Source organism: Ornithinimicrobium cavernae (genome assembly GCF_003121625.1).
Classification (GTDB): Bacteria; Actinomycetota; Actinomycetes; order Actinomycetales; family Dermatophilaceae; genus Ornithinicoccus; species Ornithinicoccus cavernae.
In genome coordinates, this window is sequence record NZ_QDDJ01000002.1 from 277613 (window position 1) to 302313 (window position 24701).

Here is a 24701-nt window from a genome sequence, read left to right on the forward strand (position 1 = left end):
CCACAGGGGGAACCGGGCCGTTCGGCATACTCCGGTCAGACCGGAGCGGTGCTCAGTTGCCGGTGAGCTTCTCGCGCAGCGCGGCGAGGGCCTCGTCGGAGGCCAGGGTGCCCTGGGCCTCGACGGGGGCCGACGGAGCCGCGGACGACTCGCTGCTGGAGGAGCTGCTGCCCGAGGAGTAGGTCGTCGGGGAGTCGCCGGTGTCGGCGCTGTCCTCGGCCTCGGAGGCCGCCTCGACCTGCGCCTTGTGCGCCTCGTAGCGCTTGTGGGCGTCGGCGTACTCCTTCTCCCACTTCTCGCGCTGGGTCTCGAAGCCCTCGAGCCACTCGTTGGACTCGGGGTCGAAGCCCTCGGGGTACTTGTAGTTCCCCTCCTCGTCGTACTCGGCGGCCATGCCGTACAGCGTCGGGTCGAACTCGGCCGCGACGGCCTCGTTGGCCTGCTTCAGCGACAGCGAGATCCGGCGACGCTCGAGGTCGATGTCGATGACCTTGACGAAGATGTCCGTGCCGACCGTGACGACCTGCTCCGGCAGCTCGACGTGACGCTCGGCGAGCTCGGAGATGTGGACCAGGCCCTCGATGCCGTCCTCGACGCGCACGAACGCACCGAAGGGCACCAGCTTGGTGACCTTGCCGGGCACGACCTGGCCGATGGCGTGGGTCCGCGCGAAGTGCTGCCACGGGTCCTCCTGGGTCGCCTTCAGCGACAGGGAGACACGCTCGCGGTCCATGTCGACGTCCAGGACCTCGACGGTGACCTCGTCGCCGACCTCGACGACCTCACCCGGGTTGTCGATGTGCTTCCAGGACAGCTCGGAGACGTGCACGAGGCCGTCCACGCCGCCACCCAGGTCGACGAACGCACCGAAGTTGACGATGCTGCTGACGACACCGGACCGGACCTGGCCCTTGGCGAGCTCCTTGAGGAAGGTGGTGCGGACCTCGGACTGGGTCTGCTCCAGCCACGCGCGGCGGGACAGGACCACGTTGTTGCGGTTCTTGTCCAGCTCGATGATCTTGGCCTCGATCTGCTGGCCGACGTAGGGCTGCAGGTCGCGGACGCGCCGCATCTCGACGAGGGAGGCGGGGAGGAAGCCACGCAGACCGATGTCGAGGATCAGGCCGCCCTTGACGACCTCGATGACGGTGCCGGTGACGACGCCGTCCTCCTCCTTGACCTGCTCGATGGAGCCCCAGGCGCGCTCGTACTGCGCGCGCTTCTTGGACAGGATCAGGCGGCCTTCCTTGTCCTCCTTCTGGAGGACCAGGGCCTCGACCTCGTCGCCGACGTTGACGACCTCGGAGGGGTCGACGTCGTGCTTGATGGCCAGCTCGCGGGACGGGATGACGCCCTCGGTCTTGTAGCCGATGTCCAGCAGGACCTCGTCGCGGTCGACCTTGACGATCACACCCTCGACGATGTCGCCGTCGTTGAAGTTCTTGATCGTGGCGTCGATCGCTGCGAGGAGTTCCTCCTCAGACCCGATGTCGTTGATCGCGATCTGGGAGATGGCCTTCTCAGGCGCAGTTGCAGTCATGTAGTAGGGGCTCCGTTGTGTGGACAAGCAGTGCGGGCGGGACTCGGTCATGGCGTTCGGTCATGATGAGGGCCCGCCCAGGATGGACAGATGTTGTGATGGCACGCACGAACGCACGCGCCGCGCGGACCTACCCTACCCGGGCGCGCCACCGCTGGTCAATCCGGCAGACTGCGGGCATGAGCAGGCCACCGGACCAGGATCCTCCGCCCGGCTCCCCCACCCCGGACCGACCTGCTCAGTATGCCGTGGGGCCGGCCGAGGCGGTCGCGCGCCGGCCGGTGGGGGCGACCGAGAGCGCCGGCGCCAGCCGGGTCTGGTGGGACGCGGAGGCGGCGGAGTACTACCGGGAGCACCACGACATCCTGGGTGACGACCGGCTGATGTGGGGCCCGGAGGGCGTCTACGAGTCCGAGCTGCGCCTGCTTGGCGACCTGGCCGGGCGGCAGGTGCTCGAGTTCGGGGCCGGAGCCGCACAGGGTAGCCGCTGGTGCGCGGCGCAGGGCGCACGGGTGGTGGCCACCGACATCTCCGGTGCCATGCTGCGTCAGGGCTGCGCCCTGGACCGGGCCGTTCCGCTCCCGACAGGAGCCAGCCACAAGTCAGGGGGCACAGGCGGGCCGACCCGTGCTCCGGCATACGTCCAGTGCGACGCGGCCCGCCTCCCCTTCCCGGACGCCTGCTTCGACACCGCCTTCTCGGCCTACGGGGCCGTGCCGTTCGTGGCCGACTCCGCCGGGCTCCTCCGGGAGGTGTCCCGCGTGCTGCGACCGGGAGGGCTGCTGGTGTTCTCGGTGAGCCACCCGGTGCGGTGGGCCCTGCCCGACGTCCCGGGTGAGGCCGGCCTGACCGTGCGGCACTCCTACTTCGACAGGACGCCGTACGTCGAGGAGGACGCCACGGGCCGCGCGACGTACGTCGAGCACCACCGCACCCTGGGTGACCGGGTCCGGGAGATCGTCGGCGCGGGGCTGCGGCTCACCGACCTGGTGGAGCCGGAGTGGCCCGAGGGGGCAACGCACGAGTGGGGCGGCTGGAGTGCGCTGCGCGGCTCCCTCGTGCCGGGCACCGCGATCTTCGTGGCCAGGAAGCCCTCGTGAGCCGTCGTGGGGAGCCTGGTCGACCGTCCTGAGCAGGCAGGACGAGCTCGTCGGGTCACAGTACGGTCACAGAAGCCCACAGCGGGTCAATCCCCTATTAGTGTGGCGCCCATCACCGGCCCGTGACGCGGGCCACACGTCGAGAGGGAACCGATGCGTAGAAGGACACACTTCAAGGCGGCAGCCGTCCTGTCGGCGGTTGCGCTGCTGACCGCCTGTGGCGGGGACTCCGAGGAGGAGCCCGAGGACACTCCCACAGCCGCTGAGACCGAGGACACCGAGACCGAGACGGACGACACGGACACCGCGACCGAGACCGGCGACGGTTCCGGTGAGACGGCGGGTCCGGGTGGTGGCGAGGCCGGGGACTTCGTCTTCGGTTATCTCTTCCCGGAGACCGGCGCTCTCGCGTATCTCGGCCCGCCCCAGATCAGTGCCCTGGAGATGGCGATCCAGGACATCAACGCGGCCGGCGGTGTGCTCGGCGCGGAGGTGCCGGCTCCCATCGGTGGTGACGAGGGTGACCAGGCCACCGTCGTGCAGGCGTCCGCGGACCGCGTCCTCGGTCAGAACCCGACGGCGATCATCGGCGCGGCGTCCTCCGGTCGTTCGCTCGATGTCATCGACCGCATCACCGGTGCGGGCGTCCTGCAGTGCTCGGGTTCGAACACGGCTCCGACGTTCACCGACTATGACGACGGTGGCTTCTACATCCGCACCGCGCCCTCGGACGCTCTGCAGGGCCCGGTGCTGGCCAACACCATCGTGAACGACGGCTGGAGCAACGTGGCCATCGTCGCCCGCGCTGACGACTACGGACGCGGCCTGGCCGACGCCACGGCGTCCGCGCTGGAGAACGCTGGTGCGACGGTCCTGCTGAACGAGACCTACGACCCCAACGCCCAGCAGTTCGACGGAACCGTCCAGGCAGTCGTCTCGGCCAGCCCGGACGCGGTCGTCATCGTCGGCTTCGAGGAGAGCACCCAGATCCTGCAGGGCCTCATCGAGCAGGGTCTCACCCCCGCCGACATGGGCTTCTACGGTGCTGACGGCATGCGCAACCCCGAGCTGGGCAGCCTCGTCGACGAGAGCAACCCCGCCATCCTGGCCGGGATGAAGGGCACCGCCCCCGCCTCCGGCGCCAACGAGGAGTTCGTGTCGGCCCTCGCCGAGTTCGACCCGGCGCTGGGTGACAACACCCAGTTCGCGCCACAGGTCTACGACTGCGCGGTGACGATCGCCCTGGCGGCCGAGGCTGCCGGGTCGAGCGACCCGGCGCAGATCAAGGACGCGGTGGTCGACGTCACCAAGGAAGGGACCGCCTGCACGAGCTACGAGGAGTGCAAGGGCCTGATCGAGGACGGCGAGGACATCGACTACAACGGTGCCAGCGGTCCGCTGGACTTCACCGATGTCGGTGAGCCGGGCAAGGCCTCCATCGAGGTCTACGGCTTCAACGACGCCGGCGAGTTCGAGACCCTCGACACCGTCGAGTCCAACCCCGAGGGCTGATCCACCGCAGCCCTCATCGCCTCACACGCCACCGGCCCGGTCCCCCTGCAGGGGGCCGGGCCGGTGGCGTGTCCGGGGCACGCGGTCCGCAGTGGTCTCGCGGGGGTGTGACCTGCCGGATCGGATCGCGCGACGTCAGACGGGCACGTCCCTGTCCCCCTCCGAACCGCCTCCCTGTCCCCTCCGAACCGTGTCCCCGTCCCTCTCGGAGACCGAATCCCCCCGTCCCCTCCGAGACCCACTTGCCCGGCCTCCTCGGAGACGAGGTGATCGAGCGGCCCGGCGGTCAGTCCTCGATGTGCGCGAGCGTGCCCAGGTAGAGCTCGATCACCTTCGGGTCGTGGGCCAGCTGCTCACCGGTGCCGGTATAGGCGTCCTTCCCCTGGTCCAGCACGTAGGCGCGGTCGGAGATGTCCAGGCACTGGCGGGCGTTCTGCTCGACCATGAGGATCGACACCCCGGACTCGTTGATCGTCGTGACCGCCTCGAAGACGCTGTCCTGCATGAGGGGTGAGAGCCCGGCCGACGGCTCGTCCAGGAAGAGCACCTGGGGATCGGTCATCAGGGCACGGCCCATGGCGACAACCTGGCGCTCGCCGCCGGACAGCGACCCGGCCTTCTGGCGACGCCGGTCACCGAGGAGAGGGAACAGCTCACGGACCTTGCCGAACCGCTGAGCGAACTCCTTGGGACGCACGAACATCCCCATCTCGAGGTTCTCCTCGATGGTCAGGGACGGGAAGACGTTGTTGTTCTGCGGCACGTAGCCGACCCCGACGGCGACCAGCCGGTGTGCCTTGGCGGCCGTGATGTCCTCACCCCGCAGGCTGACCTCGCCCGAGCGGACCGGCACCAGGCCGAAGAGCGTCTTGATCAGCGTCGACTTGCCGGCCCCGTTGGGGCCGATGATGCCGACCAGTTCACCAGGGCCGACCTCCACGGTGCACCCGTTGAGGATGTTGACCTCCGGGATGTAGCCCGAGACGAGGTCACGGCACGCCAGGAGCGGCTCCGTCGCGGGGGTGTCCGGCCGCGGTTCGGTGGTCTCGGTGCTCACTTGTCGTCCTCCTGCGTCAGGCTGCGCCGCGCTCCCAGGTAGGCGTCGATGACGGCCTTGTCACGTCGGATGTCGTCGGGCCGCCCCTCGGCGATGACCCGGCCCTCGGCGAAACACACCACCCAGTCACTGATGGACATGATGACGTCCATGTCGTGCTCGACCAGGATGATCGTGACGCCCTCGTCGCGCAGGGTCTGGATGTGTCCCAGCAGGGACTGGGTGAGGGCGGGGTTGACGCCCGCCATCGGCTCGTCGAGCATGACCAGGTCCGGCTCCACCATGAGCGCCCGGGCCATCTCGAGAAGCTTGCGCTGGCCGCCGGACATGGTGCCGGCGAACTCGTCGCGCATGTGCGAGAGGCGGAACCGCTCCAGCAGCACGTCGGCACGCTTCTGGTTCGACCGTTCCTGGTCGGACCAGAGGAACCGCAGCGGCGCACGCCACAGACTCTCCCCCGACTGGCCGGTCGCCCCGAGCATGACGTTCTCCAGCGTCGTGAGCCGCATCAGCGCCTTGGTGAGCTGGAAGGTCCGCACCATGCCGAGCCGGGCGATCTTGTGTGCCGCCATCCGGCTGATGTCCGTGCCGTTGAACGACCAGCTGCCGCGGGTCGGTGTGTCGAAGCCGCTGACCAGGTTGAAGAAGGTGGACTTGCCGGCCCCGTTGGGTCCGATGAGCGCTGTGATCGTGCCCCGCTGCACCTCGAGGTGATCGACATCGACCGCGGTGAGGCCGCCGAACTCACGAACGACACCGTCAGCGCTCAGGATCGGGTCCGGCTTGGCGACGCCGGGCTCGGGCGCGACACCGGTCAGCGCCTCGGCCGCTCGCACGGCGCCCGCTGAGGGCCCCTGAGCCTCGAGCTCACGCTCGACATCAATGAGCTCCTCGCGCTCGGCCAGCAGGTCCGGCTCGAGCTCGTGCTGCTCCTGGTCACCGGACATCGAGTCGCAACTCCTTCTGCTTGCCCAGCAGACCGGCCGGGCGGAACATCATCAACAGCATCAGCCCCAGGCCCACAAAGGCAAAGCGGATGGCGCCCACGTCGCTGCTCTCCAGCCAGCCACTCGGGATCACTCCGGTGCCGATGGCCTGGCGCAGGAGGGAGTCGAGGAAGGTCAGCAGGAACCAGAAGACGATCGCACCGAGCACCGGACCCATGATCCTGCTCGCTCCACCCAGGATCATGATCGTCCAGAGGTAGAAGGTCAGGATCGGCATGAACACGTCCGGGGTGAGGGCCTGGGTGTTGATGGCCATCAGGGACCCGGCGAGGGCTCCGAGCACACCGCCGAGGATCAGACTCTGCATCTTGTAGCTGAAGATGTTCTTGCCGAGGCTGCGTGCGGCCTGCTCGTCCTCGCGCACCGACCGGAGCACCCGGCCCCAGGGCGAGTGGATCAGGAGGGCGACCAGCCCGCACGCGAGCAGCGTGCCACCCCACCCGACCGTCATCACCCAGAGGGCGTTGGCCGAGAAGTTGAACGGCCCCACTACGAAGGGTCCGCTGAACGGGTTGAAGTCGTAGAAGTCGTTGGCGAACTGGGTGATGCCGAAGACACCGCCGGTCAGCGGCTCGGCCCACTCCGAGCGGTAGATGTAGCGGAGCACCTCGGCGGCCGCGATCGTCGCGATCGCCAGGTAGTCACCCCGCAGCCGCAGGGTCGGCACGCCGAGCAGAAGCGCGAGGGCGATGGCGCAGGCGATGCCGATGAGGATGCCCACCCAGAGCGGGAGGCCCCAGGCCACGACGGGGACGGCTGTGCCGTAGGCACCGACGAGCATGAAGCCCACCTGGCCGAAGTTGAGCAGCCCGGTGTAGCCGAAGTGGAGGTTGAGTCCGACCGCGGCGAGCGCGTAGATGGCCGCCTCGGGGCCGAAGGCCCCGCGGAGGGAGTTGCTGAGGATGCTGAGCAGGTCCATGATCTCTCTCCCCTCAGCCCACTCGCTCGCGGCGGCCGAGGATGCCTTGGGGGCGGAACAGCAGGACGAGGATCATGACGAGCAGTGCCCACATGTTCTGCAGGGACGAGGGGAACCACAGCGTGGAGTACTGCGCGATCAGTCCGATCACCAGGGCCCCGATCATGGCGCCGTAGGCACTGCCCAGGCCACCGAGGATCACGGCGGCGAACATGAGGAGCAGCAGCTGGAACCCCATGTCCGTGAAGACGGTCTGGGTCAGGCCCAGCATGACGCCGCCCAGGCCGGCCAGGGCACCGCCGAGCACCCACACCATGAGGACGACCCGTTCCACGTTGATGCCGGAGGCGGAGGCGAGGTCCTCGTTGTCGTTGACGGCCCGCATGGCCTTGCCGATCCTGGTGCGCTGCAGCATGAAGGCGACCAGCCCCATGATCGCGAAGGCCACGAGGGTCACGGCGATGTCGCGGGGAGTGATCCGGAACAGGCCGAAGTCGAGGGCCTGCTGGACGTTGTACTGGTCGTAACCACGCCGTCGGGAGCCAAAGAACACCAGCAGCACGTGCCGGATCACCAGGGCCAGGCCGATGGCGACGATGAACTGCTGGATCAGGCCGGCGCTCTGGCGGCGCATGGGGCGCCAGACGGCCAGGTCCAGGACGCCCGCCAGGAGAGCAGTCAGGACCATGGCCAGGACCGCCGCCACGATGAGGGGCAGATTGAGGGGGCTCACCGACAGGAAGAAGGCCATCACCGCCCCGAACGTCACGAACTCGCCGTGGGCGAAGTTGATCAGTCGGGTCGTCCCGAACACCAGGGACAGTCCGACCGCGGTGATCGCGATGATCGCACCGAACTTGATGCCCTCGACCGTCAGCTGCAGGAACCGGTCGACGAAGCTGGGGCCACTGGCAACCGGCGCCGAGCCGTCATCGCCCTCGCCGGAGGCGGCGAGCTGGAAGATCACGCCCTGGTTGGCACCCGGCCGGACGATGACGCCGGTGACGGTCTCGCCGCCTTCTGTCCTGGGTGCCACACCCTCGGGCAGCTCCGCAGGGTCCAGGGAGGCGCTGTAGGTGCCCGGTCCGGGCAGCGGCACCTCCCACTGACCACGGTCGTCGGTGGTGGCGGTGCCGACCTCGGTGCCGTCCTGGGTGACTGTGACGGTCAGGCCAGGGATCGGCTGGCGGTCCGGGCCGCGGATGCTGCCGCGCAGTGACTCCGCGGCCTCCTCGGGCTCGGTCGTGGTCTCGGCGCTGTCCCCCTGGGACGGGACGGCCACCGTGGCGGCCGTTGTCGACGGACTGTGGCTGGCGCCCACGGCGGCCGCACCTGGAACCAGCATCACGGTCAGGAGCAGCGCCGCGAACAGGGATGTAACGCGGGCGCGCACGGGTCCTCCTTCGGATCGCTGATCGGGAGTAAACCACACCACCGACCTTCCACGTGCCCTGTCACGGCAGACGTGTCCGAAGTGTGACCTCTCGGGGCGTCCTCAGTGTGCCGCGTCGTGCCAGCTGCGTCCCCAACCGAGGCTGACGTCGAGCGGAACGGCCAGCTCGATCGCGGCGCCCATCTCCCGGCGCACGAGCTCCTCGACCACAGCCCTCTCACTCGAGGGCACCTCCAGGACCAGCTCGTCGTGGACCTGCAGCAGCATCCGGGCGGCCAGCCCCTCGTTGCGCAGAGCCTGCTCCACCCGCAGCATCGCGACCTTGATGATGTCGGCGGCCGAGCCCTGGATCGGGGCGTTGAGCGCCATCCGCTCCGCCATCTCACGTCGCTGCCGGTTGTCGGAGTTGAGGTCCGGCAGATAGCGTCGCCGGCCCAGCATCGTCTCGGTGAAGCCCGTGCCCCGCGCCTCTGCCACGACGTCCCGCAGGTAGTCGCGGACGCCACCGAACCGGGCGAAGTACTCCTCCATCAAGCCGCTGGCCTCACCGGTGGAGATACCCAGCTGCTTGGAGAGCCCGAAGGCCGACAGTCCATAGGCCAGGCCATAGCTCATGGCCTTGACCTTGGAGCGCATCTCGGCGGTGACGTCGGAGGGATCGACGTCGAACACCCGGGAGCCGACGAACCGGTGCAGGTCCTCCCCGGTGCGGAACGCCTCGATCAGGCCCTCGTCACCGGACAGGTGCGCCATGATCCGCATCTCGATCTGGCTGTAGTCGGCGGACAGCAGCTCGTCATAGCCCGCCCCGACCACGAACGCCTCCCGGATGCGCCGCCCCTCCTCGGTCCGGATGGGGATGTTCTGCAGGTTGGGGTCGGTGGAGCTCAACCGCCCCGTCGCGGCGATCGTCTGCTGGTAGGTCGTGTGGATGCGCCCGTCGTCGGCCACGGACTTGATGAGCCCCTCGGCGGTGATGCGCAGCCGTGTCTTGTCGCGGTGCCGGAGCAGTGCCTCCAGGAACGGGTGCTCGGTCTGGGCGTAGAGACCCGCCAGGGCGTCGGCGTCGGTGGTGTAGCCGGTCTTGGTGCGACGGGTCTTGGGCAGGGCGAGCTTCTCGAAGAGCACGGTCTGCAGCTGCTTGGGCGACCCCAGGTTGACGGAGTCGTCCTCGATGGCGTCCCAGGCCTGCTGCTGCGCCTGCGCCATCGCGTCACCGAACTCGGCCTCCAGCCGCTCCAGGGCAGCCAGGTCGACGGCGATCCCCACCTGCTCCATGCGGCCCAGGACACCGACGAGGGGCAGCTCGATGTCCCGCAGGAGCTCGGCGCCCTGCACGTCGGCGATCTCGCCGTCGAGCACCGCGGCCAGGTCGAGCACCGCCCGCGCGTGCACGAGAGCGGACTGGACGACGGCGTCGTCCTCGCCCAGGTCCAGCTCGAGCAGCCCCTGGTCGGGTGCCGGGTCCTCGGCCCGCAGCTCGCGCTTGAGGTAGCGCAGCACCAGGTCGGCCAGGTCGTAGGAGCGCTGGTCCGGACGTACGAGGTAGGCGGCCAGGGCGGTGTCGCTCACCAGGCCGGACAGTGGCAGTCCGCGGGACTCCAGGGCGTGCAGCGGCCCCTTGGCGTCGTGCAGCACCTTGGGGACGTCGGGGTCGGCCAACCAGGTGGCGAGTGCCGTCTCCGCCGCCTCGTCGAGCTCACCGAGGGTGACGTAGCCGGCGACCTCGGCGGTGGCGAGAGTCACGCTCGTCGCGTCACCGGCGCCTCGGGCCCAGGTGCCCGTGACGTGCACCCCCGTGCGCGTGCCGGCGGGAGCGTGCTCCGCGAGCCATCCGGGCAGCTCCGCCGGGTCGATCCGGGCACCCTCGACCTCGATGCCCTCCTCGGCCTCGTCCTCCACCGGGTCGAGGTAGTCGAAGAGCCGGTCACGCAGCACCCGGAACTCGAGCCGGTCGAAGACGGTGTGGATCTCCTCGCGGTCCCAGACGCGTCGCTCGAGGTCCGGCAGGTCGAGGGACAGCTCGAGGTCACCGACCAGCTGGTTGAGGCGACGGTTGCGCAGGACCCCGTCGAGGTTGTCCCGCAGCGACTGCCCGGCCTTGCCGGTGATCTGGTCGGCGTTGTCGATGATCCCGGAGAGACCGCCGTACTGCGTGATCCACTTCGCGGCGGTCTTCGGGCCGACCCCGGGGACTCCCGGCAGGTTGTCGGAGGACTCGCCCACGAGGGCCGCGAGGTCGGAGTACAGCTCCGGGCCCACGCCGTACTTCTCCACGACCGCGGCCGGCGTCATTCGGACGAGGTCGGAGACTCCCTTGCGGGGGTAGAGCACCGTGACCTTGTCGCCGACCAGCTGGTAGGCATCGCGGTCACCGGAGCAGATGAGCACCTCCATGCCCTCCTCGCGGGCACGGGTGGTCAGCGTCGCCAGGATGTCGTCGGCCTCGAAGCCCTCGAGCGCCAGGTAGGGGATCCGCAACGCGTCCAGGACCTCGCGAATGATCGGGATCTGCCCCTGGAACTCCGACGGCGTCACCGACCTGCCTGCCTTGTACTCGGCGTAGTCAGCGCTCCGGAAGGTCTGCCGGGACACGTCGAAGGCGACGGCGACGTGCGTGGGGGCCTCGTCGCGCATCACGTTGATGAGCATCGAGGTGAACCCGAAGACCGCGTTGGTGTGCTGCCCCGTGCTGGTCGAGAAGTTCTCCACCGGGAGCGCGAAGAACGCACGGTAGGCAAGGGAATGTCCGTCCAGCAGCAGCAGTCGACTCACGCATGACACCCTAGGTCCCATGACTGACACTGATCGACTCCGACCCGATCCGGCGGTCGACACCCTCCTGGACCGGATGGAGATCGAGATCCTCGAGGCCGCCCCCCAGCGCGTCGTGGGGCGGATGCCCGTGCGGGGCAACACCCAGCCCTACGGGCTGCTGCACGGCGGCGCCTCGGCCGTCCTGGCCGAGACCCTCGGCTCGGTCGGCTCAGCCCACCACGCGGGCGACGGCCGCATCGCCGTCGGCGTCGACCTCAACATCACCCACCACCGGGCCGTGCGCGAGGGCCACGTCACCGGCGTCGCCACACCCCTGAGCCTGGGCCGGTCCGTCGCGGCCTACGAGATCGTCATCACCGACGAGGCGGGCCAGCGGGTCGCGACGGCCCGGCTCACCTGCCAGGTGCGGGACCGGCCGCCCGGCAGCTGAACCAGGCCCTTCGGCGACCCGCACCGAACCCAGCCGGCCCACTCACCGGTGTGGCGGCATACGCTCCGTCCGTGGACCTCTTTCCCGGCGCCGGCACCGCCCTCAACATCCTGACCATCCTGGTGGGATCGGTGCTCGGCATGGCCTTCGGGCACCGCCTCTCCGAGCACACCCGGTCGGTGGTCACCGACTGCCTCGGACTGGTCGTGGTGCTGATGGCCGTCGTGTCCCTCCTCGAGGTCTCCTCCCCCGCGCTGCAGGAGTATGTCGGACCCGGCGCCCCCGTGATGATCGTCCTGGGAGCGATGTTGCTCGGTGGGATCATCGGCTCGGTGCTGCGGGTCGAGCAGCGGGTGGAGTCGCTGGCCGGGGTCATCCAGCGGGCCGTCGCCGGACACACTCCGGCCGCCCTCGCCACGCCTCCGGAGGAGCCCGACGACGCGGTCGACGGTGGGCAGTGGACGCCCGACCACGTCTCGGCGCGGGAGCGGTTCATCGAGGGCTGGCTCACCGCGTCCCTGTTGTTCTGCGTCGGGCCCCTGACCATTCTCGGCTCACTGAACGACGGCCTGGGTCGGGGCATCGACGAGCTCGCGCTGAAGTCCGTCCTGGACGGGTTCGCCGCCCTGGCCTTCGCGTCCTCGTTCGGCGTCGGTGTCGCCTTCTCGGCGGTGTCGGTCGCGGTCGTGCAGGGCGCGCTGACCCTCGTCGGGGTCCTGTTGGGGTCGCTGGTGCCCGACGCCCACATCGCGGCCCTCACAGTCGTCGGCGGACTGCTACTGATCGGGATCGCCCTGCGCCTGTTGCGGATCCGCGACGTGCCGGTGGGTGACCTGCTGCCTGCCCTCGCCGTAGCTCCCGTGCTGACCTGGCTGGTCGGCGCCCTCACCTGAGGGTCGTCGGCGTCCTCACCTGAGGGTAGCGCCCCATCTGGGGGACCGCCGGTCCGGCGCCCCTCGCCGGCCGAGGGGGCTCGACGCCCGTCAGCGGAGGGGGCAGCGCGGGAGCCGAGGGGGGCTCGACGCCCGTCACCGGTGGGGGCAGCGCGGGAGCGAAGGGCTACTTGGCGGGCATCCCGGAGATGACCGCGTCGGCCACCTCACGCATCGACAGGCGACGGTCCATCGCCGCCTTCTGGATCCACCGGAACGACTCCGCCTCGGTCAGCTTGAGCTGCTGCTGCAGCAGACCCTTGGCCCGGTCCAGCCGCTTGCGCGTCTCGAAGCGCTCGGCCAGGTCGGCCACCTCTGACTCCAGGGCCTGGCGCTCCTGCCACCGGGACCGTGCGATGTCGATTGCCGGCAGCACGTCGTTGGCGGTGAACGGCTTGACGACGTAGGCCATCACCCCCGCGTCGCGGGCGCGCTCCACCAGGGCGCGGTCGCTGAAGGCGGTGAGCATGACGACCGGCGCGATCCCGTCACGACCCAGCACCTCGGCAGCGCTGATGCCGTCCATGCCAGGCATCTTGACGTCCATCACGACCAGGTCCGGCCTGAGCTCGCGTGCCAGCTCGATGGCCTGCTCGCCGTCGGCGGCCTGCCCGACGACGTCGTAGCCGGCCTCCTCGAGCATCTCCGCGAGGTCGAGGCGGATGAGTGCCTCGTCCTCGGCCACCAGGATGCGGACGGCGGCAGCCGCGGCAGATTCCTGGGTCTCCTGCTCGTCGTGCTCGGGGGTCGACGGGTCCGGATCCGACTGCTTCGGCGGGCGCGGGACGGGGCGCTCAGACGTTGTCACAAGGGCAGACTAACCCGTCTCCCTGGGTCGCGGCTGACCGGCCGCACCGCGTCCCGTCACGACGGAACGCGGGCGATCTGGTGCCGGGAGCGGGACTCGAACCCGCACGCCCTTTCGAGCAGAGCATTTTGAGTGCTCCGTGTCTGCCATTCCACCACCCCGGCAGGGCGACCGGAACAGCATACCGGCCGACCGGGCCCGTACCTGGCCGGTGGCGGACACGGTGGTCACGTGAAGCGCACGCCGCTCCGGCGGGCGAGGGCTCCTTCGGTGGGCACCCGGATCAGGCACCCGGATCGCCACAACGGCTGGCAGTTCGCAGACCCGTGTGCGGTGGTCGCCGCATCGGTGCAGGTCAGCGACGTCTGCGCACCGGCACGGGTAGGCAACCTGCGCGAACTGCCAGTGCGTATGGTGCCCGGCTCCGTAGGGTGACGGGCTCCATAGGGGGAGGGCTCCGTACGGTGACGGGCTCCGTAGGGTGATGGGCTCCGGACCGTGCCCGGCCCCGGACGGTGCCGCCCGCCTCCGGTCGGCGGCACGCCGCGGGGCGACTCAGTCCCGGTTCAGCAGGCGTGCATAGGCGGGGGCCCGACCGTGCACCGCGTCGCCCACGCGGTGCAGGCGTAGGGCGTTGGTGGACCCCGGCGTCCCGGGCGGCGAGCCGGCCACGATGACGATGAGCTCGCCCTCACTGCAGCGGTTCTGGTCGAGGAGCAGCTCGTCCACCTGCAGCACCATCTCGTCGGTGTGCTCCACGAAGGGGCTGAGGAACGTCTCCACCCCCCAGGTGAGGGCCAGCTGGGAGCGGGTCGCGGGCTCCGGCGTGAACGCCAGCACGGGGGTCGTGCTGCGCAGCCGGGCCATCCTGCGGGCCGAGTCACCGGTCTGGGTGAAGGTGACCATGAACCGGATGTCGAGGAGCTCGGCGATCTCGGCCGCGGCCTTGGTGACGGCGCCACCGGTGGTCCGCGGCTTGGTGCCCAGCGGAACGATCCGCTCCATGCCGTGTTCCTCGGTGTTCGCGATGATCGTCGCCATCGTCTCCACCGCCTTGATCGGCCAGGCGCCGATGCTCGTCTCGCCGGAGAGCATGATGGCGTCGGCGCCGTCGAGGACGGCGTTGGCACAGTCGCTGGCCTCGGCTCGGGTGGGTCGCGGGTTGGTGATCATCGACTCCAGGACCTGCGTGGCCACGATGACCGGCTTGGCGTTGCGTCGCGCGATCTCGATGGCCCGCTTCTGGACGAGCGGGACCTCCTCGAGCGGGAGCTCGACCCCGAGGTCGCCGCGGGCCACCATGATGCCGTCGAAGGCGGCGATGATGTCGACGAGGTTCTCGACCGCCTGCGGCTTCTCGATCTTGGCGATCACCGGGAGCCGGACGCCCTCCTCGTTCATGATGCGGTGGACGTCCTCGACGTCCTTGCCGCTGCGGACGAACGACAGGGCGATGACGTCCACGCGGGTCCGCAGGGCCCAGCGCAGGTCCTCGGCGTCCTTCTCGCTGAGGGCGGGCACCGACACGGCCGTGCCGGGCAGGTTGATGCCCTTGTGGTTGGAGACCTCGCCGCCGATGACGACGGTGGTCACCACGTCGGTATCGGTGACCTGGGTGACGGTGAGCTGGATCTTGCCGTCGTCGATGAGCAGCTCGTCGCCCACCTGCACGTCACCGGCCAGGCCGTCGTAGGTGGTGCCCACGACGTCCTTGTCACCTGGGACGTCGCGGGTGGTGATGGTGAAGGTCTCGCCGGCGACCAGCTCCACCGGGCCGTGGGCGAAGGTGCCGGTGCGGATCTTGGGGCCCTGCAGGTCGGCCAGGACCGCCACCGCGTGCTCCATCTCGTCACCTGCCTGACGCACCAGGTGGTAGCGACGGTCGTGGTCCTCGTGGGTGCCGTGGGACATGTTCATCCGGGCGACATCCATCCCGGCGCCGACCAGCGCCCGGATCTCCTCGTAGCTCTCGGTGGCTGGTCCCAGGGTGCAGACGATCTTGGCGCGGCGCATGGGCACCAGCCTAGGCGTTGACCACGCGTCCGGTGCGCCACCCCTCGCCGTCACGCGAACCGGCGTGTGCGCAGGGCTCCCCGACCACCGGACGCCGGTCAGCGCCTGGCGAGGATGCCACGGGCCAGGCCGCCCAGCGCAGACGTCGTGGCTGGCTCAGCGCCCGGCGAGGATGCCGGTGAGCGCCGTCGGGTCGCTCATCAGCGCCTGCATCTGCTCGTTGCTCAGCTCCTCGCCGTCGATGAAGACACGCGGGCTGCCGGAGACACCCTCCTGGTTGGACCGGGTCTGCATGTCCGTGACGTAGTCGTTGTGCGTGCCGGCCTCCACGCAGGCCGTGAACGCCTCGATGTCCTCGACACCGGCGTCCTCCGCGAAGCCGGTCAGCTGCTCGTCCGTCCAGCCGTCGCCCTCGTTCGGGGGCTGGCCGGCGAACACTGTCGCGTGGTAGTCGACGAAAGCCCCCTGCTCGTCCGCGCACATCGCGGCGTTGGCAGCCCGTAGCGAGGAGTCGTTGCCGAGGTTGCCGTCCAGGAAGGACATCAGGGTGTAGGTCAGCTGGATGTCGCCCGCGAGGGCCGCCTCGGTGAACGCCTCGCCGGACACCTCCTCCAGGAGCCCGCACCAGGGGCACTGGAAGTCCTCGTAGATGTGCACCGCGGGCACGTCGTCGCCGGCGTCACCCACGCGGATGCCACCGGCGTCCCGGAGGGCGCTGGGCGAGCTCCCGCTGCCCGTGATCGACGCGTTGTCGCCGGTGCCGACCGGGTCCGGTCGCAGCACGACGTAGACGACGACCGCGACGAGGACGACCGCCAGGGCCACGACACCGCCGATGAGGGCGACGGGCGGACCGCTCCGGGGCGGTGGTGGCACAGGGGCGGGCGGACGGGGCATCAGGAGGCGCCTTTCGGGACGGAGGGTGCGGTATGCCGGGACTCGGGGGCCGCCGACCCGGCGGCGGGGGGTCGTCGGAACAGGACGGTGTCGACGGCCAGCAGCGAGCGTGGCCGGACGACCAGCCACGCGCCCGCCGCGAACAGGGCGGCGTCGCGCAGGATCTCGGTGAGGTAGGCCGTGTCCGAGGGGTCCACCGGACCCCCCGTGCCGAAGCAGCCACAGTCGATCGACAGGCCGCGCGCCCAGGCGGAGGCGATGCCCGCGATGAAGACCAGCATCAGGACCGCTCCCACGGCCGCGCTCCAGCGGGTCAGCAGCCCCACGATCAGCAGCAGCCCCAGGGCGATCTCGACCACAGGGAGCATCAGCCCGATCATCTCGGAGACCCGGTAGTCGAACAGTCGGTAGGCCACGACCGACTGGATGGAGCCGGTGGGGTCCCCGACCTTGAGCAGCCCGGCCACGAGGAGCACCCCGCCGAGGGCGAGCCGGCAGACCAGACCCAGCAGATCGGCCCAGCGCCCCCTGGTCATGGCAACCCCGTGCTCATGTCGCCCGGCACCGGGCTCCGGGCCCGACCGTGTCATCGCTGGCGGACCCCCTCGGCCAGCTCGGCCGTGAGTGCCTGCAGCGGCGCCAGGCCCCTGCCGTCCGCGGTCCCCTCCCCCAGGGCGCGCACGAGCGCGGACCCGACGATGACGCCGTCCGCGAAGGAGGCCACCTCGGCCGCCTGCTCCCGTGTGGACACGCCGAGCCCGACGCAGACCGGCAGGTCGCTCACGGCGCGCGTCCGCTCGACCAGCTCGCGCGCACCGGCGCCGACGCTCGTCCGGGCGCCGGTGACGCCCATCGTCGAGGCCGCGTAGATGAAGCCGCGGGTGGCCTCGGCGGTCATCGCCAGGCGCGCGTCCGTGGAGCTCGGCGCCACCAGGAAGATCGGAGCCACGCCGCGCGCCTCTGCGGCGGCCCGCCACGCAGCTGCCTCGTCGGGGATCAGGTCGGGTGTGATCAACCCGGCACCACCGGCCGCGGCGAGATCCCGGGCGAAGGCGTCCGGGCCGTAACGCAGGATCGGGTTCCAGTAGCTCATCACCACGGGCACGGCCCCCGCGGAGGCCACCGCCTCGACGTTGCCGAGGAGGTCACGCACCCGGAAGCCGCCGGCCAGTGCGCGGTCGGCCGCGTCCTGGATCACCGGACCGTCCATCAACGGGTCCGTGTAGGGCACGCCCACCTCGACGATGTCGGCCCCGGAGGCGGCCAGCGCTGCCATGGCCTCCCGGGACGTGGCGTTGTCGGGGAAACCGGCGGCCAGGTAGGCGACCAGCGCCGCCCGCTGCTCGTCCCGGCAGGTGCGGAACACACGGTCCAGAGCGCTCACGACTCAATCCCCTCGGTGGGTGGGTGGGTCTGGCTGGCCGGGTGCTCGTCAGCGGCCGCCGCGTCCTCGCCCGTCAGGCCGAACCAGGAGGCGGCGGTCTCGACGTCCTTGTCGCCGCGACCGGACAGGTTCACCAGGATGACCGTGCCCGGACCGGACTCGCGGCCCAGCCGCAGGGCACCGGCGAGGGCGTGTGCGGACTCGATGGCCGGCAGGATACCCTCGGTCCGCGACAGCAGCGCGAAGGCCTCCATCGCCTCGTCGTCGCTGACCGGGTGGTACTCGGCGCGGCCCGTGTCCCGCAGGTAGGCGTGCTCCGGCCCCACGGACGGGTAGTCGAGCCCGGCGGAGACCGAGTGCGAGTCAAGCGTCTGCCCGTCCTCGTCCTGGAGGACGTAGGTTGCGGCGCCGTGCAGGACGCCGGGCTGGCCTGTGCTGAACCGGGCGGAGTGACGGCCGCTCTCGATGCCCTCGCCGCCGGCCTCGAAGCCGACCAGGCGCACCGAGGGCTCCTCGCGGAACCGCTGGAAGATCCCCATCGCGTTGGAACCACCGCCGACACACGCGCAGACGATGTCCGGGAGCCCGCCGGTGACCTGGCGCAGCTGGTCGTGCGCCTCGTCGCCGATGACCCGGTGGAAGTCGCGCACCATGGTGGGGAACGGGTGGGGCCCGGTGACGGTGCCGAGCAGGTAGTGGGTGTCCTCGACGTTGGTCACCCAGTCCCGCAGCGCCTCGTTGATGGCGTCCTTGAGGGTGGCGCTGCCGTGACTGACCGGCACCACCTCTGCCCCGAGCAACCGCATCCGCGCCACGTTGAGCGCCTGGCGGCGGGTGTCCTTCTCGCCCATGTAGACGGTGCAGTCCAGGCCCATCAGGGCCGCTGCGGTCGCCGTCGCCACACCGTGCTGACCGGCACCGGTCTCGGCGATCACGCGCCGCTTGCCCATCCGCACGGTCAGCAGGGCCTGGCCGAGGACGTTGTTGATCTTGTGCGACCCCGTGTGCGTGAGGTCCTCGCGCTTGAGGAAGACCCGCGCCCCGCCGGCGTGCTCGGCAAACCGGGGCACCTCGGTCAACGGCGTCGGCCGGCCGGTGTAGTCGCGGTGCAGCCGGGCCAGCTCCTGGGTGAACGTCGGGTCGGTCGACGCCTCGGTCCGGGCGGCGTCCAGCTCGTCCAGGGCCGCGATCAGCGCCTCTGGCACGAAGCGTCCACCGAAGTCGCCGAAGCGTCCGAGCCCTTCGGGCTGTTCACGGTGCTCGGTCATGGTGTCGCCTCCACATCCACTCGACGCCCACCCGCCGCCAGGAGTTCCCGGACCGCGGTCCGCGGGTCCGCGCCGGTCACCAGCGCCTCCCCGACGAGCACGACCCGGGCACCGGCGGCGACGTAGTCGCGCACGCTCTCCGGTCCGGTGACACCGGACTCGGCGACACCGACGACGTGGTCGGGCACCGAGGGGAGCAGCCACGTGACGGTCTGCGGGTCAACCTCGAGGGTCTTCAGGTTGCGTGCGTTGACCCCGATGATCCGGCCACCGGCCTCCAGGCAGCGCTGCAGCTCCTCCTCGTCGTGAGCCTCGAGCAGGGCGTGCATGCCCAGGTCCTCCACCAGGCCCAGCAGGGACACCAGGTCCTGCTGCCCCAGGGCCGAGGCCATGAGGAGCACCAGGTCGGCGCCGTGGGCCCGCGCCTCCCAGACCTGGTAGGGGTCGACCACGAAGTCCTTGCGCAGGACGGGGACCTCCACCGCGGACCGCACCGCGTCGAGGTCGGCCAGGCTGCCACCGAACCTGCGCTGCTCGGTCAGGACACTGATCGCACTCGCCCCGCCCTCGGCATACGCCACCGCCAGCTCGGCGGGGTCGGGGATGTCGGCGAGGGCACCCTTGGACGGGCTGGCCCGCTTCACCTCAGCGATCAGGTGCACTCCCCCGGGCGCGCTGAGCGCAGCGAGGGCGTCACGGGCCGGCGGTGTGGCTTCCGCCGACTTCCGCAGCCGGTCCAGCGGGAGGGCATCACGCCGAGCGGTCAGGTCCTCACGGACACCGCTGATGATCTGATCGAGGACAGTGGACACCGCACCAGCCTAACCGGGCTGAGCAGGGCGTCCGCCGCAGGGGCGGGTGGCGTCGGTCACCACCGGTCGCGCCGGTGACGAGGCCCTACAGACACCCGGGGCGCCGGCTCAGCGGTTCTCCCAGTGCTCCTCGTCGTAGCCGGCGGCGTGCAGTCCCCACCATGCCCCGATGCCGATGACGGCCACGGCCACGCCGCTCCAGGTGGCCCAGCTCCAGGCGAAGAACACGCCGACGGACAACAGTGTCGTGGCAAGCAGCAGCAGGATCACCCCGGTCCAGGCCGCCACGCTGTTTCCGTGTCCGGGCTCGTTCATGCTCACTCCTGTGTCAGGTCGGTAGGGCTCGGGGCCATTGTGCCAGTTAGTCCTCAACGGTCGGGTCCTGCCCGTGTGTCAGGTCGTCCCACGGATCGCGCGGGCGCGTCGACCGCCGTGGGGCGCCGCCTGTCGGCTCCGCTCCGGTGGCGGGTCGCGGCGCGCGCACCCACCACAGGAGACAGAGCACGGCGCCGGCCAGGACCAACAGGGCCGCGAGCAGGCCGACCCAGGGGCCGAGCGTCGCGGCAGCGTCGTCGATGCGGATGGACTGGCCGGCCGCCCCGGGACGATCAGCGGCGACGGCTCGGGCGACGGCCTGGGGGGAGGACAGCGAGCGGAGGGCAGGCAGCCCGGCCAGGACGGCGCCACCCGCCAGGCAGATGCCCGCGGCCAGCCGGACCGGGCGGGAGCCGACGAGGCCCGCCAGCAGGGCGGCCCCTGCCAGCAGGGCACCGGCGGTGAGGGTGCTGCCGGCCTGCGTGCCGCTGGCCTCCACGACAGAGGCGCCCAGCACCGGGTCCTGCACCGTCCCGGTCACCCACGTCTGCTGCGAGCTGACGAGCAGCAGGGCGGCCCCCAGAGCGGCCCAGAGCCACCACCGCCTCATGCCCGCTCCCTCATGCCCCGCTCCTCGACCGTCGCGTCCGGGCGCGGGCTCTCCTCCAGGTGTGCCTTCATCACGACCATCATGCCCCGCCCGGGCTCAGGCGTGCTGCTGGGCCGACCAGGAGGCGTGCATCCGCGTGTAGACGCCCCCGGCACCCACCAGCTCGTGGTGCGGTCCGACAGCGACGATGTGGCCCTTGTCGACGACCACGACGACGTCGGCGGCCTCGGCGGTGGACAGGCGGTGCGCGATCGCCACCGAGGTCCGGCCCCGCGTCAGCCCCTCCAGCGCCCGCTGGATCCGCACCTCGGTGGCGGGGTCGACCGCACTGGTGGCCTCGTCCAGGACCAGCAGGTCCGGGTCCGCCAGGTAGGCCCGCGCGATCGCCACGAGCTGGCGCTCCCCGGCCGACAGCGACTCACCGCGCTGTCCGACCTGGGTCGCCAGTCCGAGCGGGAGCCCGGAGAGCCACGCGTCCAGGCCGAGCTCGGTCATCGCGAGCTCGATGTCCTCGTCGGCGGCCTCCGGTCGGCCGAAGCGGATGTTCTCCATCAGGGACTGGTCGAACAGGAAGCCCTCCTGCGGCACCATGACGATGCGTCGGCGCAGCGAGTCGAAGGCGACGTCCCGCAGGTCGACACCGTCGATCAGGACGCGGCCCTCGCTCGGGTCCATCAGCCGGGTCAGCAGCTTGGCCAGCGTGGTCTTGCCCGACCCCGTCTCCCCCACGACCGCGATCCGCGTGGTCGGGTCGAAGGTGAGGTTGACGTCCCTCAGCACACGGTCCCCACCGGGGTAGGAGAAGGCGACGTCCTCGAACTCGACCGTGATGGGCCCCCGCGGCAGCCGCACCCCGTCGGCGCCGGGGTCCGAGACGTCGGCGGGCGTGTCGATGACACCGATCACCCGGCGCCAGCCCGCGACGGCGTTCTGCAGCTCGTTGAAGATCTCCGTGGCCTGCTGCACCGGCTGGGTGAACAGGTTGACGAGGAAGAGGAAGGCCAGCAGCTGACCGAGGGTCATCCGGTCGTCCGCGGCCAGCACGGTGCCGACGACCAGCACGATGGCGGTGGTCACACCGCCGAACGCCTGGCCGGAGACGAAGGCGATGACGGAGCGGATCTGCGCGCGGACGGCGGCGACGCGGTGGTTCTCGATCGCGGCGTCCACCCGCTCCTCGGTCCGCCCCTCGACCCCGTAGGCGCGGATGGTCACGGCTCCGACGATCGACTCCGAGACCGCCCCGAGCAGCTCCCCGACGCGCACCCGGACGGCGCCGTAGGCGCGGCCGAGCATGGGCTGGAACCTGCTGATCAGGACGACCAGGGGGATGACACAGACATACACCACACCGGCCAGGACCGGGCTGTAGACGACCATGAGGATCGTGGCCACCAGCATCTGCGCGGTGGAGACCAGCAGCATGATCCCGCCGAACTGGACGAACATCGAGATCGTGTCGACGTCGTTGGTCACCCGGGCGACCAGGGCGCCGCGGCGCTCCGTGCTCTGGGTGAGGACCGAGAGGTCGTGGATGTGTCGGAACGCGGTGAGCCGCAGGGTGGCCAGCCCGGACTCGGCCGCGCGGAACAGCCGCACGTTCACGACATACTGCGCGAAGCCGGTGAACACGATGGCGCCGGCGGCGATGAGGACGGCCGTCACCACGAAGTCGACGTCCGGACCGCCCTCGGCCAGGATGCCGTTGTCCGTGGCCTGCTGCACCACGAAGGGGGTGAGGACCTTGCCGATGGTCGCGAAGAGCGCGAGCAGGACCGTGATCCACAGGCCCCGGACCAGCTCGGGTGAGAGCTCCAGGCCGCGTCTGAGGGTGGCCCAGGTGCTCAGGTCGTGACTGCCGCCGATCTCGCTGCTGTCCGCTGTGCGCTCCTCCTCGTGCTCGTCGTCGGGGGCCGGGCGGGTCGTCGTGGTCATGACTTCTCCTCGTCGGCCGCGACCGCGGCACGTTCCGCGGCCTCCCTGGCGTAGGCGTTGACCAGGTCGCCGTACCCCTGGCAGCGCGCAGCCAGCTCCTCGTGGGTGCCCTGGTCGACCACCCGCCCCTGCTCGAGGTAGACGATGTGGTCGGCCAGCTGGATGGTCGCCATCCGGTAGGCGACGACCAGCACGGTCATGCCGTCGCTGGTCTCGCGCAGGCCACCGAGGATCGCCTGCTCGATCGCCGGGTCCACGGCGCTGGTCGCGTCGTCCAGCACCAGCAGCCGCGGCCTGCGGACGATGGCGCGCGCCAGGGCGATCCGCTGACGCTGACCACCGGAGAGATTGCCACCCCGCTCCCCGATGACCGAGTCGAGCGCGCCCGGCATAGCGCTGACGAAGCCGTCGGCACGGGCGGTGCGCAGTGCCTCCCACACCACCTCGTCCGGCAGGTCCTCACCCAGGGTGACGTTGTCGCGGACCGGGTCGTCGAACATGAAGGTCTGCTGGGCGACCAGCGTCCCCACCTCGGGGACCTCGCCCTTGCGGACGCTGCGCAGGTCGATCTCGTCCATGGTCACCGTGCCCGAGTCGGGGTCCATGAGCCGCAGCACCAGGCTGGTCAGCGTCGACTTGCCGGACCCCGTCGGGCCGACGAGGGCGATCGTGCGACCCGCAGGCACCTCCAGGGTGACGTCGCGGATGGCCATCGCCCGCTGCGGTCCCACCGGCGCCGTGACCGGCTCGGCGGGGTGGTCGGCGCCCAGGACCGCGCGCTCGGCCGGCTCGGCGTAGGCATATGAGACCTGCTCTGCGCGGGCGCGGGCCGCCCCGTCACGGGGCAGCCGGCCCTCGCCGTAGTCCATCGACCCGCGTGCCTGCAGCACCGAGTCGACGCGCCGGTAGCCGACCAGCGACCGCGGGATCTCGGCCAGCACCCAACCGAGGGCGCGGACCGGGAAGGCGAGGATCGAGAAGAGGTAGGCGATCTCGACGACGTCAGCGGCCGTCAGGTCACCGGAGGCGACCCGGGCGGTGCCGACGGCGAGCACGGCCAGGGTCCCCAGCACCGGGATCGCCTCGATCACCGGCTCGAAGACGCCGCGGGTGCGCCCCACCTGGATGAGGGAGTCGCGCAGGTCGTTCGTGACCGCGCCGAACCGGTCCGTCTCCTCCTGCTCGCGCCCCATCGCCTTGACCAGCATCCCGGCCTCGAACGACTCGTGCGCCACCTCCGCGACCTCGGCCCGCAGCTGCTGCGCCTTGGTGATGCGCGGGGACATGAACCGTTGGAAGACCATGTTGGCCGCGAACAGGCCGGGGAAGACCAGGAAGCCGATGAGGGCCAGGAACGGGTCCACGAGGACCATCTGGGTGCCGCCGATGAGCAGCATGACGATGACACCGATCGCCATGGGCAGTGGGTTGAAGATCTGCCAGGCCGCCTCGATGTCGGCGTGCGCGTTGGAGAGCAGCTGTCCCGAGGGGTGGGCGTGGTGCCAGCTCAGCGGGAGGCGGAGGTACTGGCGGGTGACCCGTCGCCGGTACAGCGCTTGCAGGTTGAAGCCGGCGATCGATGCGGCGACCCGCCGCACCACCACACCGGTCATGTTGACCAGGAGGACCGCGAACAGCACGAGGAAGATCATCCAGAGCCCGCCGCTGGTGACCTCCCCGCTCTGCACCGCGGGCGTCACCTCGGTCTCGACGACGTAGCCGATCGCCCAGGCCGTGGCGACGGTCGCGAGGGCCCAGAGCGCGGAACCGACCACGGCGATCGAGAAGATCTTCTTCTGCTGGCGGATGCCCGTCCAGATGACACGCAACCCCTGTCGCAGGATCGCCGGCGAGGGGCGGGGGCGTTCGACCGGTCGGGTCGCAGAGGTCACGTCGGACGGCTCCTTCGGCAGGCGGGAGGTGCGCCGAACGGACCCACCCGGCGGCGCACCCGCCATCATCGCACGACTGGTTGGTGGTTCCGAATCGGT

Annotated in this window: 21 protein-coding genes and 1 tRNA gene; 4 read left to right on the forward strand and 18 right to left on the reverse strand. The window is 70.6% G+C overall.

All coding sequences use genetic code 11. The features are described from left to right. Positions 1–52 precede the first annotated feature (52 nt). Positions 53–1540, reverse strand: a complete 1488-nt coding sequence (rpsA, locus tag DA085_RS03060) for a 30S ribosomal protein S1 (RefSeq protein WP_109471454.1) — start codon at positions 1538–1540, stop codon at positions 53–55. A gap of 179 nt (positions 1541–1719) precedes the next feature. Here rpsA and DA085_RS03065 point away from each other — a divergent pair, with 179 nt between their 5' ends. Both DA085_RS03065 and DA085_RS03070 read left to right on the forward strand, forming a co-directional pair. Beyond that, positions 1720–2640 carry a class I SAM-dependent methyltransferase gene (locus DA085_RS03065; RefSeq protein ID WP_109471455.1) on the forward strand — a complete coding sequence of 307 codons (921 nt, stop codon included), beginning with the start codon at positions 1720–1722 and terminating at the stop codon, positions 2638–2640. Between the two features lie 153 nt (positions 2641–2793). Continuing rightward, positions 2794–4152, forward strand: coding sequence for an ABC transporter substrate-binding protein (locus DA085_RS03070; RefSeq protein ID WP_109471456.1), 1359 nt, complete (start codon positions 2794–2796; stop codon positions 4150–4152). A gap of 286 nt (positions 4153–4438) precedes the next feature. Here the strand turns inward: DA085_RS03070 and DA085_RS03075 are convergent, their stop codons facing one another. The 5 genes from DA085_RS03075 to polA form a co-directional block, all read right to left on the reverse strand. Then, positions 4439–5155, reverse strand: a complete 717-nt coding sequence (locus tag DA085_RS03075) for an ABC transporter ATP-binding protein (protein WP_237565287.1) — start codon at positions 5153–5155, stop codon at positions 4439–4441. A 50-nt stretch (positions 5156–5205) separates the two neighbouring features. Next, positions 5206–6156 carry an ABC transporter ATP-binding protein gene (locus tag DA085_RS03080; protein ID WP_109471458.1) on the reverse strand — a complete coding sequence of 317 codons (951 nt, stop codon included), beginning with the start codon at positions 6154–6156 and terminating at the stop codon, positions 5206–5208. Further along, positions 6146–7135 carry a branched-chain amino acid ABC transporter permease gene (locus tag DA085_RS03085; protein ID WP_109471459.1) on the reverse strand — a complete coding sequence of 330 codons (990 nt, stop codon included), beginning with the start codon at positions 7133–7135 and terminating at the stop codon, positions 6146–6148. Before DA085_RS03085 ends, DA085_RS03080 begins: the two co-directional genes overlap by 11 nt. Before the next feature lie 13 nt (positions 7136–7148). After that, positions 7149–8528, reverse strand: coding sequence for a branched-chain amino acid ABC transporter permease (locus DA085_RS03090; protein WP_237565271.1), 1380 nt, complete (start codon positions 8526–8528; stop codon positions 7149–7151). A 102-nt stretch (positions 8529–8630) separates the two neighbouring features. Further along, complete coding sequence (polA, locus tag DA085_RS03095; protein WP_109471460.1) at positions 8631–11303, reverse strand: DNA polymerase I; 2673 nt, start codon at positions 11301–11303, stop codon at positions 8631–8633. 19 nt (positions 11304–11322) lie between these two features. Here polA and DA085_RS03100 point away from each other — a divergent pair, with 19 nt between their 5' ends. Next, a complete protein-coding gene (locus DA085_RS03100; protein WP_109471461.1) occupies positions 11323–11736 on the forward strand; it encodes a PaaI family thioesterase in 414 nt (137 codons plus the stop codon). A gap of 71 nt (positions 11737–11807) precedes the next feature. Then, on the forward strand, positions 11808–12629 hold the full coding sequence (locus DA085_RS03105; protein WP_109471462.1) for a DUF554 domain-containing protein: 822 nt from the start codon (positions 11808–11810) through the stop codon (positions 12627–12629). A 166-nt stretch (positions 12630–12795) separates the two neighbouring features. On the opposite strand, the gene DA085_RS03110 is transcribed toward DA085_RS03105, so the two are convergent. The 12 genes from DA085_RS03110 to DA085_RS03165 all read right to left on the reverse strand — a co-directional run bounded on the left by DA085_RS03110 (position 12796) and on the right by DA085_RS03165 (position 24602). Further along, positions 12796–13359, reverse strand: coding sequence for an ANTAR domain-containing response regulator (locus tag DA085_RS03110; RefSeq protein ID WP_237565288.1), 564 nt, complete (start codon positions 13357–13359; stop codon positions 12796–12798). Positions 13360–13554: 195 nt separating this feature from the next. Then, positions 13555–13640: transfer RNA gene (locus tag DA085_RS03115), tRNA-Leu, on the reverse strand. 391 nt (positions 13641–14031) lie between these two features. Then, on the reverse strand, positions 14032–15489 hold the full coding sequence (gene pyk / locus DA085_RS03120; protein ID WP_109471464.1) for a pyruvate kinase: 1458 nt from the start codon (positions 15487–15489) through the stop codon (positions 14032–14034). 156 nt (positions 15490–15645) lie between these two features. Beyond that, positions 15646–16386: a DsbA family protein gene (locus DA085_RS03125; RefSeq protein WP_109471465.1), complete on the reverse strand. Its 741-nt coding sequence runs from the start codon at positions 16384–16386 to the stop codon at positions 15646–15648. After that, positions 16386–16922, reverse strand: coding sequence for a MauE/DoxX family redox-associated membrane protein (locus tag DA085_RS03130; protein ID WP_109471466.1), 537 nt, complete (start codon positions 16920–16922; stop codon positions 16386–16388). Before DA085_RS03130 ends, DA085_RS03125 begins: the two co-directional genes overlap by 1 nt. Positions 16923–16972: 50 nt before the next feature. Continuing rightward, complete coding sequence (gene trpA / locus DA085_RS03135; protein ID WP_109471467.1) at positions 16973–17770, reverse strand: tryptophan synthase subunit alpha; 798 nt, start codon at positions 17768–17770, stop codon at positions 16973–16975. Beyond that, positions 17767–19038 carry a tryptophan synthase subunit beta gene (gene trpB, locus DA085_RS03140; protein ID WP_109471468.1) on the reverse strand — a complete coding sequence of 424 codons (1272 nt, stop codon included), beginning with the start codon at positions 19036–19038 and terminating at the stop codon, positions 17767–17769. Before trpB ends, trpA begins: the two co-directional genes overlap by 4 nt. Continuing rightward, entirely contained in the window at positions 19035–19850 is an 816-nt protein-coding gene (trpC, locus tag DA085_RS03145; protein WP_109471469.1) for an indole-3-glycerol phosphate synthase TrpC, read from the reverse strand. The genes trpB and trpC overlap by 4 nt, the downstream gene beginning before the upstream one ends. A gap of 108 nt (positions 19851–19958) precedes the next feature. Next, on the reverse strand, positions 19959–20165 hold the full coding sequence (locus DA085_RS03150; protein WP_109471470.1) for an HGxxPAAW family protein: 207 nt from the start codon (positions 20163–20165) through the stop codon (positions 19959–19961). Positions 20166–20211: 46 nt separating this feature from the next. Further along, positions 20212–20775, reverse strand: a complete 564-nt coding sequence (locus tag DA085_RS03155) for a Trp biosynthesis-associated membrane protein (protein WP_109471471.1) — start codon at positions 20773–20775, stop codon at positions 20212–20214. A 96-nt stretch (positions 20776–20871) separates the two neighbouring features. Further along, positions 20872–22710 (reverse strand): ABC transporter ATP-binding protein, encoded by a 1839-nt coding sequence (locus DA085_RS03160; protein ID WP_109471472.1) that lies wholly within the window; start codon positions 22708–22710, stop codon positions 20872–20874. Next, the gene (locus tag DA085_RS03165; protein ID WP_237565272.1) at positions 22707–24602 is read right to left on the reverse strand and encodes an ABC transporter ATP-binding protein; all 1896 of its coding nucleotides are present in this window, start codon (positions 24600–24602) and stop codon (positions 22707–22709) included. Before DA085_RS03165 ends, DA085_RS03160 begins: the two co-directional genes overlap by 4 nt. Positions 24603–24701 lie beyond the last annotated feature (99 nt).

Coding starts and splice junctions, on each gene's coding strand:
- rpsA (WP_109471454.1), bottom strand. CDS start 1,540: ATGACTGCAACTGCGCCTGAGAAGGCCATCTCCCAGATCGCGATCAAC.
- DA085_RS03065 (WP_109471455.1), top strand. CDS start 1,720: ATGAGCAGGCCACCGGACCAGGATCCTCCGCCCGGCTCCCCCACCCCG.
- DA085_RS03070 (WP_109471456.1), top strand. CDS start 2,794: ATGCGTAGAAGGACACACTTCAAGGCGGCAGCCGTCCTGTCGGCGGTT.
- DA085_RS03080 (WP_109471458.1), bottom strand. CDS start 6,156: ATGTCCGGTGACCAGGAGCAGCACGAGCTCGAGCCGGACCTGCTGGCC.
- DA085_RS03085 (WP_109471459.1), bottom strand. CDS start 7,135: ATGGACCTGCTCAGCATCCTCAGCAACTCCCTCCGCGGGGCCTTCGGC.
- DA085_RS03100 (WP_109471461.1), top strand. CDS start 11,323: ATGACTGACACTGATCGACTCCGACCCGATCCGGCGGTCGACACCCTC.
- pyk (WP_109471464.1), bottom strand. CDS start 15,489: ATGCGCCGCGCCAAGATCGTCTGCACCCTGGGACCAGCCACCGAGAGC.
- DA085_RS03125 (WP_109471465.1), bottom strand. CDS start 16,386: ATGCCCCGTCCGCCCGCCCCTGTGCCACCACCGCCCCGGAGCGGTCCG.
- DA085_RS03130 (WP_109471466.1), bottom strand. CDS start 16,922: ATGACCAGGGGGCGCTGGGCCGATCTGCTGGGTCTGGTCTGCCGGCTC.
- trpB (WP_109471468.1), bottom strand. CDS start 19,038: ATGACCGAGCACCGTGAACAGCCCGAAGGGCTCGGACGCTTCGGCGAC.
- DA085_RS03150 (WP_109471470.1), bottom strand. CDS start 20,165: ATGAACGAGCCCGGACACGGAAACAGCGTGGCGGCCTGGACCGGGGTG.
- DA085_RS03155 (WP_109471471.1), bottom strand. CDS start 20,775: ATGAGGCGGTGGTGGCTCTGGGCCGCTCTGGGGGCCGCCCTGCTGCTC.
- DA085_RS03160 (WP_109471472.1), bottom strand. CDS start 22,710: ATGACCACGACGACCCGCCCGGCCCCCGACGACGAGCACGAGGAGGAG.